Genomic DNA, 15,188 nt, shown 5'->3' with positions numbered 1-15,188 from the left:
GTTCCGAGATCCCGGTCATCGCGGCCCGGGCACGGGTGAGCCGGGCGGCCGCGGCGGGGGGCGACCCGGCGCGGCCGGGCGCCGGCTACCCGGGGGGGCGGCGTACCCGGGTCCGGCGTTCCGCCGGTGCCGCATCGTCCGGGGAGCGTCCCGCTGCCGAGTCGAACGGCAGCACAGCGCATGCGGTCTCCGAGGCGAGTGCCGCAGGTACCGCCGAGGCTGCGGCGGAGCCGGGCGGGTCCGCCGCCGATATGGCCGGAGCTGCTGCGGATACCGCGGGGGCTGCCGCGGAAACGGCCGAAGTTACTGCGGGAACGGCAGCTGACGCCGGCGAATCGGATGTCGATACCGCAGCGTCGGTGCCGGCACCGGATACCGGCAGTGCGGCGACCGCAGCGCCGGAGGCTATCGAATCGACTGTTGACGCGGACGCCGATGTCGTACCGGGCAGCGAGTCGCAGACAACAGGCGTCGCTGCCGAGGCCACCAGCGTGCCCGGCACGTCCGCCGCTGTGTCCGGCGACACAGAACAAGAGGCCGGCACCCCGGTAACCGAGCCTGCTTCGAACGGTGCTCCGGAACCCGCGGCCGCGCTGAACGGCACCACTGCCGCGGCAAACGGCACGACTGCTCCGCCGGCGGCCGCATGTACCCCAGCACAGGCCGCGGGAGAGCCTCCGGTTGCCGCGGTACCGGCCGAGGACGGTGCTGCCGAGTCCCGGACCCGGCGGCGCCGCGTCGCCAGGTCCACGTCCTCGCCGGCAGCCGATGCCGCGGCCGCGGTTTTCGTGCTGCCCGCCGAGGAGCCGCCGGCGGCACCGGTCGCCGATCTTGCGGCCGAGCCCGTGGCGGCCGAAGTGCCGGTGCGCCGGGTACGGCGCCGCGCGGCCGGGCGTCCGGCCGGGCCACCGGTCGACGAAGACAACTGAGTCGAGGTGAACGTGCCCGGTCCGGCTTCGGATCGGGCACTTCGCCGTGCGCCGTACGTCTGTTCCGCGCTCCGCATACCGGGCGTAGCGACCGGAGGCCCGGAGCCGCGAGGGGACCGGTTTGGTCGCGGGAACCGGCATCGGGTAACCTTGGCACTCGCTGCCCGGTGACAGCATGTGCTGTTCCGTGGCCGGTTCCCGATACCGAGAGCCACCAGATACCGAGGCGGCGATGATTACCAGACCAGTCGTGTGGTGAATCCCGGTGCACTCCGAGAGACAACCGTGCGAACGAGTGCCGAGCACTATAGGAAGAAGGGCAGCCGACCGATGGCAACGTACGCGATCGTCAAGACCGGCGGAAAGCAGTACAAGGTCGCGGTCGGTGACCTGGTGAAGGTCGAGAAGATCGAGGGTGCGCCGGGCACCTCCGTGGCACTGTCGCCGGTGCTCGTCGTCGACGGCGCCGAGCTGACCACCGCAGCCGACAAGCTCGCGAAGGTTTCGGTGTCGGCCGAGGTGGTCGAGCAGACCAAGGGCCCGAAGATCCGCATCCACAAGTTCAAGAACAAGACCGGCTACCACAAGCGCCAGGGTCACCGTCAGCCGCTGACGGTCCTGAAGGTCACCGGCATCAAGTAACCACTCGCAGGGCTTTCGTCCCGCGCTGAAGGAGTATCAGCAATGGCACATAAGAAGGGTGCATCCAGCTCCCGGAACGGCCGCGATTCCAATTCCAAGCGGCTCGGCGTGAAGCGCTTCGGCGGGCAGACCGTCAAGGCCGGCGAGATCTTGGTGCGGCAGCGTGGCACCCATTTCCATCCCGGCGTCAACGTCGGCCGCGGCGGGGACGACACCCTGTTCGCGCTGGAGGCCGGTGCCGTGACGTTCGGCAGCAAGCGTGGTCGCAAGACCGTCAACATCGTGGTCCCGGAGCCGGTCGAAGCCTGACCGGCTGACGACTCCACCACAGCGAGCGGGTCAGGGTGATTCACCCTCGACCCGCTTTTCGCGTTTCTACGGTTCGCCGTAGTTCCCCCGGGGCGGTCCCGGTATCGGAGGCCGCGCCTTCCCGACCTTCCAGTTCCCGAGGAGGATGATCCGGCCATGGCCAAGTTCATCGACCGCGTCGTTCTTCATGTCAGCGCCGGTAAAGGCGGCCATGGTTGTGCGTCGGTGCACCGGGAGAAGTTCAAACCGCTCGGCGGGCCCGACGGCGGTAACGGCGGTAACGGCGGGGATGTGGTACTGGAGGTCGACTCCAATGTGCATACCCTGCTGGATTTCCACTTCCACCCGCACGCGAAGGCCGGTAACGGTAAACCCGGTGAGGGCGGGAACCGGGACGGGAAGAAGGGGTCGGAGCTGCTGCTGAAGGTCCCGGACGGGACCGTGGTCCTGGATTCCGACGGTGAGGTCCTGATGGATCTGGTCGGGGCCGGCAACCGGTTCGTGATCGCCAAGGGCGGTCGCGGCGGGCTGGGGAACGCGGCACTGGTGTCCCGGGCGCGCAAGGCTCCGGGTTTCGCCCTCCTCGGCGAGGAGGGCGAGGTCCGCGATGTGGTGCTGGAACTCAAATCCGTTGCCGATGTGGGGCTGGTCGGGTTTCCGTCGGCCGGTAAGTCGTCGCTGGTCTCGGTGCTCTCGGCCGCGAAACCGAAGATCGCCGACTACCCGTTCACCACGCTGGTCCCGAACCTGGGTGTGGTGAACGCCGGTGACACCACCTTCACCATCGCCGACGTGCCAGGGTTGATTCCCGGTGCGAGCGATGGGCGCGGGCTGGGCCTGGATTTCCTCCGCCACCTGGAACGTTGCGCGGTACTCGCCCATGTCGTGGACCTGGCGACGCTGGAACCGGGCCGCGACCCGGTCTCCGATATCGATGCGCTCGAGGCCGAGCTGGCCGCCTACAAACCGGCGCTGCGCGGCGACGCGAGCCTCGGTGATCTGGCCGACCGGCCGCGGGTGGTGATCCTGAACAAGGCCGATGTGCCCGATGCCGAAGACCTCGCCGACCTGGTGACACCGGAGCTGCGCGAACGCGGCTGGCCGGTCTACCGGATCTCCGCGGTCAGCCACGCCGGTTTGCGGCCGCTGACCTTCGCCCTCGCCGAACTGGTGCAGCAGTACCGCGAAGCGCATCCCAAGGCCGAACCGAAGCGCCCGGTGATCCGCCCGATCGCGGTGGACGATTCGGGCTTCACGGTGGAACCCGACCCGGAGGAACCCGGTGGTTTCGTGGTCCGCGGCACCCGCCCCGAACGCTGGGTCCGCCAGACCCAGTTCGACAACGACGAAGCCGTCGGCTACCTGGCCGACCGGCTGGCGCGGCTCGGTGTGGAGGACGAACTGGTGCGGCTCGGCGCCGAACCGGGTGCGCCCGTGACGATCGGCGATGTGACCTTCGACTGGGAACCGCAGATCACCGCGGGCGCCGATATCGTTCCTACCGGCCGCGGCACCGATATCCGGCTCGAACAGACCGACCGGGTCGGGGCGGCCGAACGTAAGCACGCCTCACGGGTGCGGCGTGGACTCGTCGACGAAGAAGACAGGGAGTAGGCAGGTGAGCCTGGGCAACCGCGGAGCAGGGGCACAGCCGTGACCCAGCTACCGCTAGAACTCAGTGATGCCCGGCAGGCGATAGCCGGGGCGCGGCGGGTTGTGGTGAAGATCGGTTCGTCCGCGCTCACCAGCCTGCACGGGGGGCTGGACAACGATCGGCTGGATCGGCTCGCGGATGCCATCGAGGCGCGGATGCGGGCCGGCTCCGATGTGGTGGTGGTGTCGTCGGGCGCGATCGGTGCCGGGCTGGCACCGCTGGGGCTCACCCGGCGGCCGCGCGATCTGGCGACCAAACAGGCCGCGGCCAGTGTCGGTCAGCTCGCACTCGCGCATGCGTGGGGTACGTCGTTCGCCCGGTACGACCGGACGGTGGGCCAGGTACTGCTCAGCGCCGATGATTTCGCCCGGCGTGAGCACCACCGCAATGCCCAGCGCACTCTGGACCGGTTGCGGTCGCTCGGTGCGGTCGGGGTGGTGAACGAGAACGATACGGTCGCCACGGAGGAGATCCGGTTCGGCGACAACGACCGCCTCGCCGCGCTGGTCGCCCATCTGGTGGGTGCCGACGCGTTGTTCCTGCTCTCCGATGTGGCCGGGCTCTACGACGGCGATCCGCGCAAGGGCGACGCGAATTTCATTGCCGAGGTGCGCAGCAGTGCCGATCTCGACGGTGTGATAGCCGGGAGCGGCGGTGTGCTCGGGACCGGTGGCATGGCCTCGAAACTGTCCGCCGCCCGGTTGGCCGCGGATGCGGGTGTGCCGGTGCTGCTGGCGGCCGCGGCCGAGGCGGCGAGTGCGCTCGGGACCGGAACCGTGGGTACGGCGTTCGCGGCTCGTCCGGTGCGTTTGTCGGCTCGCCGGTTCTGGGTCCGCCACGCCGCCGACAGTCGCGGTGCCATTCTCATCGACGCCGGGGCCGTCACGGCGGTGGCGCATGCCCGGCGATCGCTGCTGGCAGCGGGGATCGTCGGGGTACGCGGCCGGTTCCACGGCGGCGATGTGGTGGACCTGATCGGCCCGGACCGCGCGATCGTGGCGCGGGGCGTGGTGGAATACGATGCGGCCGAACTCTCCACGATGCTGGGCCGGTCCACCCGGGAACTGCCGGACAGTATGCAGCGCCCCGTGATCCACGCCGACGATCTCGTGAAGGTCTGACGGTCCCGGCCGTATGCGGGCGGCCGGTGCCTCAGGAAATCCGCCCCAGGTGATCGGCGGAGCGGGTGGTTTCCGGTAGCCGGTAGCGGGGTGCCAGGCGCAGCACCAGCTCGCAGGCCGAATCGAGGGTGAAGCGGTGGCCCACCGAGACGTAGATCGGTTTCACCCCGGGCTGAGTGCGCAGCACGCGGCCCACGATCTCACCGTCGGTGGTGACAGAGCTCCAGTCGCCGCGATCGGGTCCGGGTGCTTCGGCTTCGCCGTAGGAGTTCTTCGCGACACCGATACTCGGCAGGCCGGTGAGGACACCGAGGTGTGCGGCCAGGCCGAACCGGCGGGGATGGGCCAGTCCGTGGCCGTCGCAGACGAGCGCATCGGGTTCGACGGTCAGCTCCTCGAGGGCGCGGGTCAGTGCCGGGACCTCTCGGAATGCGAAAAGGCCGGATATATAAGGGAAATCGATCCGCTCCCGGACCACGGCCCGGTCGAGTACTGTCAGCGATTCGGCGTCGAGTACCGTCACCACCCCGACGGCGGTATCCGGGTCCCGATAGGCCACATCCAGCCCGGCCACCCGCCGGATCGGTCCGTGGTCGTCGCCGACCACGACCTTCGCCCGGAGCCGCTGCTGGATTGCGACGGCCTCGTCCTCGGTCACCACCCATTCGTGCATCTGCCGCACCCGAACCATCCCCGGAGCCTAATCCGCACACCGCGGACAAAGGTATTCGCGGATGCGTGACCCACGGCGGGGCCGCCGCTTCAAGAGATGGCCAGGCAGAGGGATCGACGCGACGAGATACTCCCTGAGGGCGTGACCTGCCGGCGAATCACGCCGAGAACGGGTCCACGACCCCGTAGTTACGCAGCCGCTCGACGGCGCGGTCGTCGGAGAGTTCGGCACGCGCCTCGGGATGTTCGTGGTAGTAGCGGATCAGCCAGTACGTGCCCGCGGCCCCGATCGAGAGCTTTTCCGCGTGAATCCGTTTGACGCTGGTGCGACCCGGCCGGCGCCCGGGGGATTCGATGCGGATGGTGCCTTTGGAATTGTTGCGCGACTGCACGGCGACCCGTTCCACGGCGGTCCAGCTCACCCGGTTTCCGATGGAGGTTTTGGTGGGCACCACGATATGCATCGGGGTGAGCACCAGGCGGCGGATTTCCGGGCGGCGCGCGTAGATCGCGAGGTATCCGAGCAGTACGACCGCGACCGTGATCGCGAGCCACGGGGGAATCGGCAATCGCAGGGTGAGGTTGCCGGTCAGTACGCCGATCCCGTAGATCGCGCAGAGTGCCGCCGGGCTCAGGAAGCAGATCACCAGCGCGATCTCGTAGCCGAGCGAGCGGCGTACCACCAGTGCGCCGCGATCGCTGGCGAACCGTGCGCCGTCGACCCTGATTCGCGACCGGCCCCGCGAGGTTGCCGAGATCATCGGCAGGAACGAGGCCAGCCAGACGGTGGCCGCGATATGCAGCGCGGTGAGCAGCGGTTCACCGGAGTCGAGGGAGAGTGCCGCCTGGGCCGCGAGGAAGGTGGCGAGAATCGCCACCAGGAACACGGCCGGGTAGGTCCAGCCGTTGAGGTTGCCGCGTAGTTCCCGCGGCGGCGGGAAGAAGCCGCCCGGCTGTACCCGGGCCGGACCGGGCTGCACTCCCGGACCCGCCTCGGCTTCAGGCGGTTCGGCGGATAGCGTGCTCGGCTGGGCTGTCATCGGTACTACCTGTACTCCAGGGTTGCTTCGGGTGCCTGTGATGATATCGGCAATCGCCCGGCAACTCTTGTTCGCGCGCCGCGGGTGGCGTCAGTGCGCCACGGGGGCCCGCTTTCGCATTCGGCCGTTCCGCTCGCGGCACCGGCGGCACCGCGAGCGGAACGTATCGGATACGTTCTACCGATTCAGTTTTCGGCGACGGCGGGAAGCGCTGCCTCCGCCCGCCGCGGCCGCAGCCGGTCGATCAGCACCACGACCATCAGTGAAATCACGCCCCACAGCGCGAATGTCGTCAGATGCGTGCCGACCATATCCGCGTCGAAGTACAGGATCGAGCGCACCGATTCCACCGCCGCCGGCATCGGCAGCACCTCGTGCAGGACTCGGAACATCTCCGGTTCCATATAGATCGACATGGCGCCGTTGGATGCCGGTACACCGAGGAACATCAGTATCGCGATCACCGGGAGTACGGCCAGCATGCCGAGGAGCCGCACGAAGATCGTGGTGAACAGGGCCGTACTGAATATCGCGACCGCCCCCACCCCGGACAGCGGCAGGAAATGCCCGTGCACGGCGCCGACGAGCGGGCCCGCGATCAGCCAGACCACCGCCGACATCGCCAGGGACCATCCGGCCAGGAGCGGCAACAGGGTGCGTAGCCCCATCACCATCGGTGCCGCCGTCGAGCCGACGATGACGATCATGAAGCCGGCCATGATCCAGCCCATGGCCAGATACATGCTCACCGTACCCATGCTGTCGGTATCGGCCAGTGCCGTGATGTTCTCGGTTTCCAACGGCATCTGCTGACCCGCGGCGACCTGGCCGAACACCGTCTGCACCACCTGCTGCTGACTCATTCCGGCGGCTTCGTTGGTGATCAGCGTGGCATGCGGGGTCTGCGGCGACGGCAGGATGTAGGCGGCCGAGACCGTGCGGTCGCGGACGAGTGCGCGGGCCTCGTCGCTGTCGGTGACACCGCGCAGATCGAACAGGCCGGCCATGTTCTGGTCGAGACCCTGCACGACCTGATCGGCCATTTCCGGGGTGGCCGCGACCACCGCCACCGGCATCTCCTTGGGCGCCGGTTGATACATCGCGCCCAGCATCGTCGTCATCATCATGCCGACCATGGCCAGCGGGAAGAACGCCAGCAGGGCGTAGTGCACGCGGGTGCGGGGCCGGGGGCCGGGCAGCAGGGATTCGACGGTGCGTGCGGGCGGCGCGGCGTCCGGGTTGCGGCGCCGTTTGACGGCATCGATCCCGAGCGTGGCCACCAGTGCGATTCCGGCGCCGGCGGCGAGTACGGCCAGATGGCCGGCCAGCCCGTTGCCGCCGAAGAAAAGGGCCGAACGCAGCGCTTCACCGGTGGCCGGGGCGGGCAGGAAACTGTGCAGCACCGGGTACAGCGACGGCAGCGTGTACACCGACATGCCGAGGTTCGAGGCCGGGACACCCAGCACCATCAGCAACAGCATGCCCACCAGCACGGCCATCGGGCCGAGGATCCGGGTGAGGAACAACTGCACCGAACCCACCGCGAACACCGCCAGCCAGCTGATCCCCAGCACCTCCGCTGTATGGCCCTGGACCGCGCCGAGGATCGGATCGGCGACCGTCCACACCAGCCCGGCCATGAGCGCCGCCCAGCCCGCGAGCAGCGGAACGAACCGCCGGAACCGCAACAGTTCCGGTGCCGAGGAGAGCATCAGGCTCAGCGGCATGTATCCGGCGAGCATGAGTGCGGTGGTCATGAACATGACCGCCAGCCCGGCGGTATCGTGCGCCGGCAGCGGTGCGAGATCTTCGGTGTGCGGCTGTAGATCGTCGCCGATCACCTGGGCCGACAGCACCTGGCCGATGCTCGATGACTGGGAGGCGCCCGCGGCGCCCGCCGTGTAGACCGTGGCGGTGCCGTCGGGTCCGGCCGGTAACGAGACCGCGCCGGTGACCTCCCGGCCGAAGACCAGTTCGCGGGCTTCGGCCTCGCTGCCCGCGATCCGCACATCCACGGCGTCGCCCTGATCGGTTTCCAGTGCCGCCGCGAATTCGGCCGCGCCCGGCCCGGCGACCGCGACCGGCATATTGTTCGGTGCGGGTGCGTGCATGGCCGCGAGGTAGCCGGTGATCATCATGCCGACCATCAGGAACGGGAAGATGAACATGCCGACTATGCGGCCGATCTTCTCCTTCTTCGCGCGAGCCGGCTCGTCTTTGTCGAGCTCCGCCTCGGTGGGCGGGCTCTCGGTTTCGGTCGGCGCAATCGTCACCGCGGTACTCCTTGCTGTGGGCAGATGCGAACCCGCGGGTTCGGCAGAAGATCGGTGGGTTCTCGGCGGCGGGGCAGCATCATCGATTCCCTCGGACCGCACACCCGGTATGGAACTAATTTACGCCACATGACTTAAAATGGGGACACCGGCGCCCTGTGAGACTGATCGCAACCCCAGCCGAGCGGTATGCGGGCAGGATGAGAACCTGCCGGCACGGCAACGACAGAAGGCGAGGAAACACGGTGGGACGGCGCGGTGATCTGGCCAGGCAGGCGCTCCTGGACTCCGCCGAGGAACTGTTCGCGACCCACGGGATCGACTCGGTATCCAGCCGGCGTATCGCCGAGCACGCGGGCCAGTCCAACCATTCTGCCGTCACCTACCACTTCGGCGGTCGCGACGAACTCCTGCGCGAACTGGTGGACCGGTACCGCGAACCGGTGCGCCGCATCCGTGCGGAGCTGATCGCCCGGCTCCCGGCCCACCCCGGACTCACCGAGTACCTGCAATGCCTGATCCTGCCGGTGACCAGCCATATCGGATCCCTGCCCACCCCGACCCGGCGGGCGCGGCTACAACGTCAGCTGGCCACCACACCGTCCACCGCGGCCATGCTCACCGAATCCGCCCGCGCCGACGAGCTGTCCGACCGCGTGATCGCGCAGATCCACCAATCCCTGTCGGCCGTTCCGCCCACCGTGCGTATCGGCCGCGAGCGGATCGTGGGGCGCATGATCATCGATATCTGCGCCGAATACGAAACCCGGATCAGCGAAGGCTCACAAACCGCCGAATGGACAGCACTCGGATACTTCCTCACCGACGCCTGCGCGGGCCTGCTCAGCGCCCCGGTGAGCCACCCGGATTTCGCGGGGTTGTAAAGGAAGCCGAACACCACCGGCAAGAGAAGCCGGCGAAGTGGCCTGCCCGGCCACCGGCGACTCGTCACCGAACACGTTGTCGGTAACGCGCGGTCCGGCCGGAAGTCGATGCACTCCCGGCCGGACCGCTCGGAGTACCCGGGACAGAGCCGGACGGCCCCGGATCGACCGGAGCTGTGCTGTCCGGGTTCGGTGTTCTCTTGCGGCCCCTTGATAGCGGGCTGGTCAAACCTCGCGGGCGAAATCGGCCAGCACAGACGGCACCGCGGCGTCGAAACCGGCGATATCGAGCATCCCGGCGTCCTGCGGGTCGGCGATGGAGAAGTTGCTCGCGGTCATTCCGACCACCACCAGCTTGGCCTGCGGGTTGATGTGCTCGCGGTAGCGCCGCAACGACTGGTGCGGATGTTCATTCCCGGCCCAGGTCTCGTTATCGGTGAGGACCACGAACACGTCCACACCGATACCGCATTCCAGTGCGTAGCGCATGGGCAGTGAACAATCCGTACCGCCGAACGGCAGGTTCGACACCGCGCGGATCGCATCGTCGAGCCGCTGCCGCGGGCTGATATCGACCTGCCGGAGACGGGCATCCCGGTAACTCGCACCCTCGCCGCCTGCAGTGAAGCCGACGATGTGGTGCTGCGTTTCGGTCGCCGCGGTCACCAGCGCGAGTGCCGCACTGGCCTCCCGCGCCGAAAGCGGCAGACCGGCGACCGGGGCCGTCATCGAACCCGAGACGTCCAGCGCGAGCAGATGCCGCTTCCCGGTGGGCTCCACTGCCCGGAACGCCGCGTAGAACGCCGCGTCCAGGGCATCGACGATCGGCTGCGCCGGGGTCCAGGTGCCGCGTCCACGCACGCCACGGCCCGCGGCATAGGTGCGCAGCGCGACCAGAACGTTCACCGGGTGCACCCGTCCGCGCCGCAACCGCTCCGGATCCGCCAGCTGCGCGGCCACCGCCCGCGTCCGCGCGGCGAGCGGGTCCAGCAGGCCGAGTCCGGTCAGACGCGGCAGCTGTCGCATGAGCGCAGTCTGTGGAAGACCGTTGTCCAGCAGTGCTTCCCATACCGCGGGCTCGGCGAGCGCCGTATCGGGCAGCATTTCCCACGACAACCGGTACTCGCGTACTAGTGCCGGGATTGCGGCGGTTTCGGCGGTCTGCGCGCGGTGGAAACCTTCCACGAGCCGCAATCCGTCGAGGGCGGGTTCGCGTCCGCAGATCCAATCGAACAGCCGCTTACGCTCGTCCTCGGTGGTTTCCGGGTGCGACAGGCGCAGCAGGTCGCGGTGGGTCCAGCCTTCGCGCTGCCGGTACTTCACGGCCTGGTAGGTGATTTCGTCGATCGGCCGGCTCGTGTACCAGTGCGCGACGGCCCGCCGCAGGCCGCGACCCCAGCCGCGGAACTGTTCGATATAGCGCGCGAACAGGAACAGGTGGGTTCCGGTGCGCGCCACCAGCGGTAGCGCGTCCAGCGCGGTGCGCCGGCCTTCGGTATCACCCAGGGAAGCCGCGGCGGCGAGCGCGAAGAGCGCGGGATTCTGCCGCGGTGCCCGGCCGGATACCGAGATCCCGACGATTTCGGCAACCAGTTCCACGGTCCGCTCCTGGGCGAATTCCACGACAACGGTGGCATTTTCGCGAGTGAGTTCCCGGGTGCCGACATAGTAGGTGCCACCGTCGGTGCCGAGGGTGAGGAACCGGCGCAACCGCACCTGCGGGGTGACCTCGAATGTCCACCCGCCCGCGTTGTTCGGTGTCTGCCGTGTATCGGCCTGTTCGCGCTGCGGTGTGCTGCGCAGATCGAACCGTGCCAGTGCGTCCATCGGTTTCCCCTTCCCTCGGCCCGGTGTCCGGGCATGCGGGGAGCCGGGCGTGCTGGTGTCCGCCGGGATGATCCACCCGAAAGATAACCGGCAGGCTGCCGGCCCGCTCCCCACCGTGTCGGTGCGCGCGGAGAACGGGCATGGGGTGTCGGCCGGAGTTCATGCACCCCGGTTTCCCCGGGTGCATGCAGGATTTGAACCCGCAAATACCAGATAACCGGCCGGCGTCGGCCCGTTCTCGTTGCGCGGCACGACAGGCGGGTGGGCGTGGTGGTGTGACCGGAAGTCGATTGCTCTACCAGCTGAGCTACACGTCCATGGGCGCGGACGTGGCGGGATTCGAACCCGCGACATACCGATCCGAAGGTAACCGATCGACTCCGGCCCACCCGCTGTGTGCCGTGTCCGGAACAGTACGCAACAGAGTCGGTCGCGTTCCATTGATTTTCCGGAGCTCTCGGAGTGCCCAGGTGTGGCGTGCGTTCCGCATGCCCGATCGCCGGGATCATGTCTCGCCCGTCTCAGCAGCGCCGCCACCGCGAACGGGTAGAACTGCAGCGACACCGCGGGGCCCGGCGGGAATTCCGTTACCGCTCAGCCGGAAGCGGGCTGGCGGCGGTCCGGCGATAGCGGATCACCGGGATGCCGTCGTCGACGATGATGGTGGCACGGACACCGTAGACGTTGTGGACGAGTTCTTCGGTCAGGGTTTCGGCGGGGTGGCCGTGGGCGGCGACGCGGCCGCGGTCGAGCACCAGGACGTAATCGCAGAACATCGCCGCGAGGTTCAGGTCGTGCAGGGCGACCACGGTGGTGATGGGCAGTTCGGTGATCAGATCCAGGATCTCGAGCTGGTGGGCGATATCGAGATGATTCGTCGGCTCGTCCAGGAGCAGTTCGCTGGGTTCCTGGGCCAGGGCGCGCGCGATCTGGGTGCGCTGGCGTTCGCCACCGGAGAGGGTGCGCCAGGTGCGATGCGCGTGTGCCGTGAGACCGGTGGCGTGCAACGCCGTGTCGATCGCCTCGGCCTCCCGGGGATCGGTGCCGAACAGGTCGCGGTGCGGGATCCGGCCCAGGCGTACGACATCGCGCACGGTGATATCGACCTCGGTATGTGCATGCTGGCCGACCATCGCGACCCGGCGGGCCAGCGGGCGCCGGCCGAGACGGTGCAGGGGGGTGCCGTCGAGGGTGACGGTGCCGCGATCGGGTCGCGAGACTCCCGCGAGCAACCGCAGCAGCGAGGATTTACCGGACCCGTTCGGCCCGAGCAATCCGACCGTCTGCCCGGGACGCGGCCGGATATCGATATCGTCGACGACCAGGTTCCCGCCACGGGTCCACGACAGATGTGTGCCGCTCAGTGTCATCTGCTCACCTGCGTCCTGCGCGTCGCCGGCCGGCCGGGTGTTGCGGCGGCGTCATTCGGTGCTCCGGGTGCGGAACAACAGCAGTGCGAACGCGGGCACCCCGATCAATGCGGTGACCACCCCGACCGGCACCTCCTGCGGTGCGAAAACGGTCCTCGCCAGCGCGTCGACCCAGACCAGCAGTACCGCGCCCAGAACGGCACAGACAGGAAGTAACCGGCTGTGCCGGGGGCCCACCAGGAACCTTGCGGCGTGCGGGAGGACCAGGCCGACGAAACCGATCGCCCCGGCCGCGCTGACCAGTACCGCGGTCATCAGGGCGGTGACGACGAGCAGCAGTAGCCGGGTCCGCCCGACCGCGATGCCCAGGGTCGCCGCCGCCGACGACCCGAAGGTGAAGGCATCCAGCGCGGAATGCCGCCACCAGCACAGTACGAAACCGGCGGCGCAGACCAGCGCGGTAACCGTGACATCGGTCCAGCTCGCGCCCGCCAGCGAACCCAGCAGCCAGAACAGGATTCCGCGGGTGCGTTCGGCGTCGGCCGAGGACAGCACGATGAACGAGGTGAGCGCGGAGAACAACTGGGTGCCCGCGACCCCTGCCAGCACCACCTTCGCCGCGCCGCCGCCGGCGCCCGCCGCCAACAGCAGCACCAGGCCGAACGAGACCAAGGCGCCGACCAGCGCGCCGGTGGACAGCGATACCAGGCCGCCGCCCACCCCGAGCACCGCCACGATCACCGCACCGGTGGACGCGCCGGAAGAGATACCGAGGACGAACGGGTCCGCGAGTGGGTTGCGCAGCAGCGATTGCATGATCGCGCCGCAGACTGCCAGTCCGGCGCCGCAGATCGCGGCGAGCAGTGTCCGCGGTAGCCGCAGTTCCCAGACGATGCCTTCCCGGATCGCCGAGACGTCTGCGGCGCCGACGCCGAGCTTGTCGAACAGTACGGCGTAGACATCGCCCATGGACAGTTCCGCGGGTCCGATGGTGATCGTGAACGCCATCGAGACGGCCAGCGCCGCCAGCCCGAGCAGCACCAGCGCGGCCGTCGCGGGTGCGCGCGTGACCGGGGCGGCCGGCGCTGTCTGCGGACTCACGAACCGAAGCCCCACCGCTCCAGGGCGTCGGCGACTTTCTCGATACCGTCGACCGTCCGGATCGACGGATTCAGATCCGCGCCGTTGACCACGATGTAGCGCTTGTTGCGGACGGCGTCCAGGCGCGCGGTGACCGGGTTCGATTCCAGGAACGAGATCTTGCTGTCGAGGGCGTCGCCGGCCAGGCTGCGCCGGCTCAGATCGGCCAGGACCAGGGCGGTCGGGTTGCGGTCGAGCACGGTCTCCCAGCTCACCTGCGGCCACTCGTTGGTGGTGTCGTCGAAGATGTTCTTCGCGCCGACCGCATCGGTGATGATGCCGGATGATCCGCAGCATCCCGCCATATAGGGCGTGGAGGTATCGGCGAACCAGTACGCAAGGGATACGTCCCGGGCGGCGATCCGGCCGACCGCGGCGTCGTGGCGACTCTGCAATGCGGTGACCAGCTGCTCACCGCGTTCCCGGATATCGAAGATCGCCGCCAGTTCGCGGACCTCCTTGTACACCGAATCCATGGTCAGCGGTTCGGTGCGGGCGCCGTCGGCGTTGACACTGGCATCGGTTTTCCCGTCGCAATCGGTCGGCGACAGGTAGGACGGCACGCCCAGCTGCGCGAACTGATCCCGGTCGGCCACTCCGCCGGGGCCCAGCGTGCCACCGAAGGAGGCCGCGACGAAATCGGGTTCGGTATCGAGTACCACCTCGAACGAGGGGGCGTTGTCGGCCAGCCGGGGGACCTTCGAGTTCTCGGCGGCCAGATTCTCGCGTACCGGATCCGTCCAGGTCGCGGTGCCCACCATCCGGTCGGCCAGGCCGAGCGACAGCATGATCTCCGCCGACCCCTGATTCAGGGCGACCGCACGCTGCGGCGGAGCGTCCACCGTCACCTCGACCCCGCAGTTGCTGATCGTCAGCGGATAACCTGGCGAGCCGGGCGCAGCATCCGAGGCGGTCCCGGCCTCGGTGGCCGAGCAGCCGGCGAGCGCCGCGGCGGCCAGGACGGTGGCGATGATCAGCGGAAACGACCGCATCAGGGCTGGACTCCTTGCGTCTGGGCCTGTGCGCGAGGCCGGCGTCGGTGCGGCGCGTGAGCGATCGGACTTCACCTGCACGGTGTCACCGTTGCGCGCCAGTCCCGGACTCCCACCGGGTTCCCTCACCACGCCGCGGGCCGCAGGGCGGGCGCGCCCCGGCGTTACGGCGCCCGACAGGGCGGACGGCCCGGGGGGATCGCCGAACAGCATCCGCACCTGCATTCCATCCTTGGTCCGTTGCCGGATGGTCCGTGCAAAAAGCGGGTCTTCCGCCATGAACAAGCCAGCCAGAACGAGGATATCCAGGCGTTCTGCAGTAGACGACAGGAGCC

At 68.7% G+C, this 15,188-nt stretch carries 12 protein-coding genes and 1 pseudogene; 6 read left to right on the top strand and 7 right to left on the bottom strand.

Annotated features, from left to right (window positions below; all coding sequences use genetic code 11):
- The 5 genes and pseudogenes from QH196_RS05815 to proB all read left to right on the top strand — a co-directional run.
- Positions 1-929 (top strand): annotated as a pseudogene (locus tag QH196_RS05815) (hypothetical protein); the annotation flags it as partial.
- A gap of 330 nt (positions 930-1,259) precedes the next feature.
- A complete protein-coding gene (gene rplU, locus QH196_RS05810) occupies positions 1,260-1,571 on the top strand; it encodes a 50S ribosomal protein L21 (protein WP_068046299.1) in 312 nt (103 codons plus the stop codon).
- A 42-nt stretch (positions 1,572-1,613) separates the two neighbouring features.
- Complete coding sequence (gene rpmA, locus QH196_RS05805) at positions 1,614-1,880, top strand: 50S ribosomal protein L27 (protein WP_033244700.1); 267 nt, start codon at positions 1,614-1,616, stop codon at positions 1,878-1,880.
- 156 nt (positions 1,881-2,036) lie between these two features.
- Positions 2,037-3,494, top strand: coding sequence for a GTPase ObgE (gene obgE, locus QH196_RS05800; protein WP_280414706.1), 1,458 nt, complete (start codon positions 2,037-2,039; stop codon positions 3,492-3,494).
- A gap of 39 nt (positions 3,495-3,533) precedes the next feature.
- Positions 3,534-4,655 carry a glutamate 5-kinase gene (gene proB / locus QH196_RS05795; RefSeq protein ID WP_280414705.1) on the top strand — a complete coding sequence of 374 codons (1,122 nt, stop codon included), beginning with the start codon at positions 3,534-3,536 and terminating at the stop codon, positions 4,653-4,655.
- 31 nt (positions 4,656-4,686) lie between these two features.
- Here proB and QH196_RS05790 read toward each other — a convergent pair whose 3' ends face one another.
- The 3 genes from QH196_RS05790 to QH196_RS05780 form a co-directional block, all read right to left on the bottom strand.
- On the bottom strand, positions 4,687-5,346 hold the full coding sequence (locus tag QH196_RS05790) for an endonuclease V (RefSeq protein WP_280414704.1): 660 nt from the start codon (positions 5,344-5,346) through the stop codon (positions 4,687-4,689).
- Positions 5,347-5,485: 139 nt separating this feature from the next.
- The gene (locus tag QH196_RS05785) at positions 5,486-6,367 is read right to left on the bottom strand and encodes a hypothetical protein (RefSeq protein ID WP_280414703.1); all 882 of its coding nucleotides are present in this window, start codon (positions 6,365-6,367) and stop codon (positions 5,486-5,488) included.
- A gap of 185 nt (positions 6,368-6,552) precedes the next feature.
- Positions 6,553-8,640: an ABC transporter permease gene (locus tag QH196_RS05780; RefSeq protein ID WP_280414702.1), complete on the bottom strand. Its 2,088-nt coding sequence runs from the start codon at positions 8,638-8,640 to the stop codon at positions 6,553-6,555.
- Between the two features lie 245 nt (positions 8,641-8,885).
- Here QH196_RS05780 and QH196_RS05775 point away from each other — a divergent pair, with 245 nt between their 5' ends.
- A complete protein-coding gene (locus tag QH196_RS05775) occupies positions 8,886-9,524 on the top strand; it encodes a TetR/AcrR family transcriptional regulator (RefSeq protein ID WP_280414701.1) in 639 nt (212 codons plus the stop codon).
- A gap of 225 nt (positions 9,525-9,749) precedes the next feature.
- Here the strand turns inward: QH196_RS05775 and QH196_RS05770 are convergent, their stop codons facing one another.
- From QH196_RS05770 to QH196_RS05755, 4 genes are all read right to left on the bottom strand, one after another.
- On the bottom strand, positions 9,750-11,351 hold the full coding sequence (locus QH196_RS05770; protein WP_280414700.1) for a TROVE domain-containing protein: 1,602 nt from the start codon (positions 11,349-11,351) through the stop codon (positions 9,750-9,752).
- Positions 11,352-11,938: 587 nt separating this feature from the next.
- Positions 11,939-12,721, bottom strand: coding sequence for an ABC transporter ATP-binding protein (locus tag QH196_RS05765; RefSeq protein WP_280414699.1), 783 nt, complete (start codon positions 12,719-12,721; stop codon positions 11,939-11,941).
- 51 nt (positions 12,722-12,772) lie between these two features.
- Positions 12,773-13,729 (bottom strand): FecCD family ABC transporter permease, encoded by a 957-nt coding sequence (locus QH196_RS05760; RefSeq protein WP_280414707.1) that lies wholly within the window; start codon positions 13,727-13,729, stop codon positions 12,773-12,775.
- A gap of 89 nt (positions 13,730-13,818) precedes the next feature.
- On the bottom strand, positions 13,819-14,853 hold the full coding sequence (locus tag QH196_RS05755) for an ABC transporter substrate-binding protein (protein ID WP_280414698.1): 1,035 nt from the start codon (positions 14,851-14,853) through the stop codon (positions 13,819-13,821).
- Between the last annotated feature and the right edge of the window lie 335 nt (positions 14,854-15,188).

It is taken from the genome of Nocardia carnea (assembly GCF_029868325.1).
Taxonomy (GTDB): domain Bacteria; phylum Actinomycetota; class Actinomycetes; order Mycobacteriales; family Mycobacteriaceae; genus Nocardia; species Nocardia carnea_C.
The sequence above is the reverse complement of the archived record's forward strand: the minus strand, read 5'-3'. Positions and strand labels throughout refer to the sequence as shown.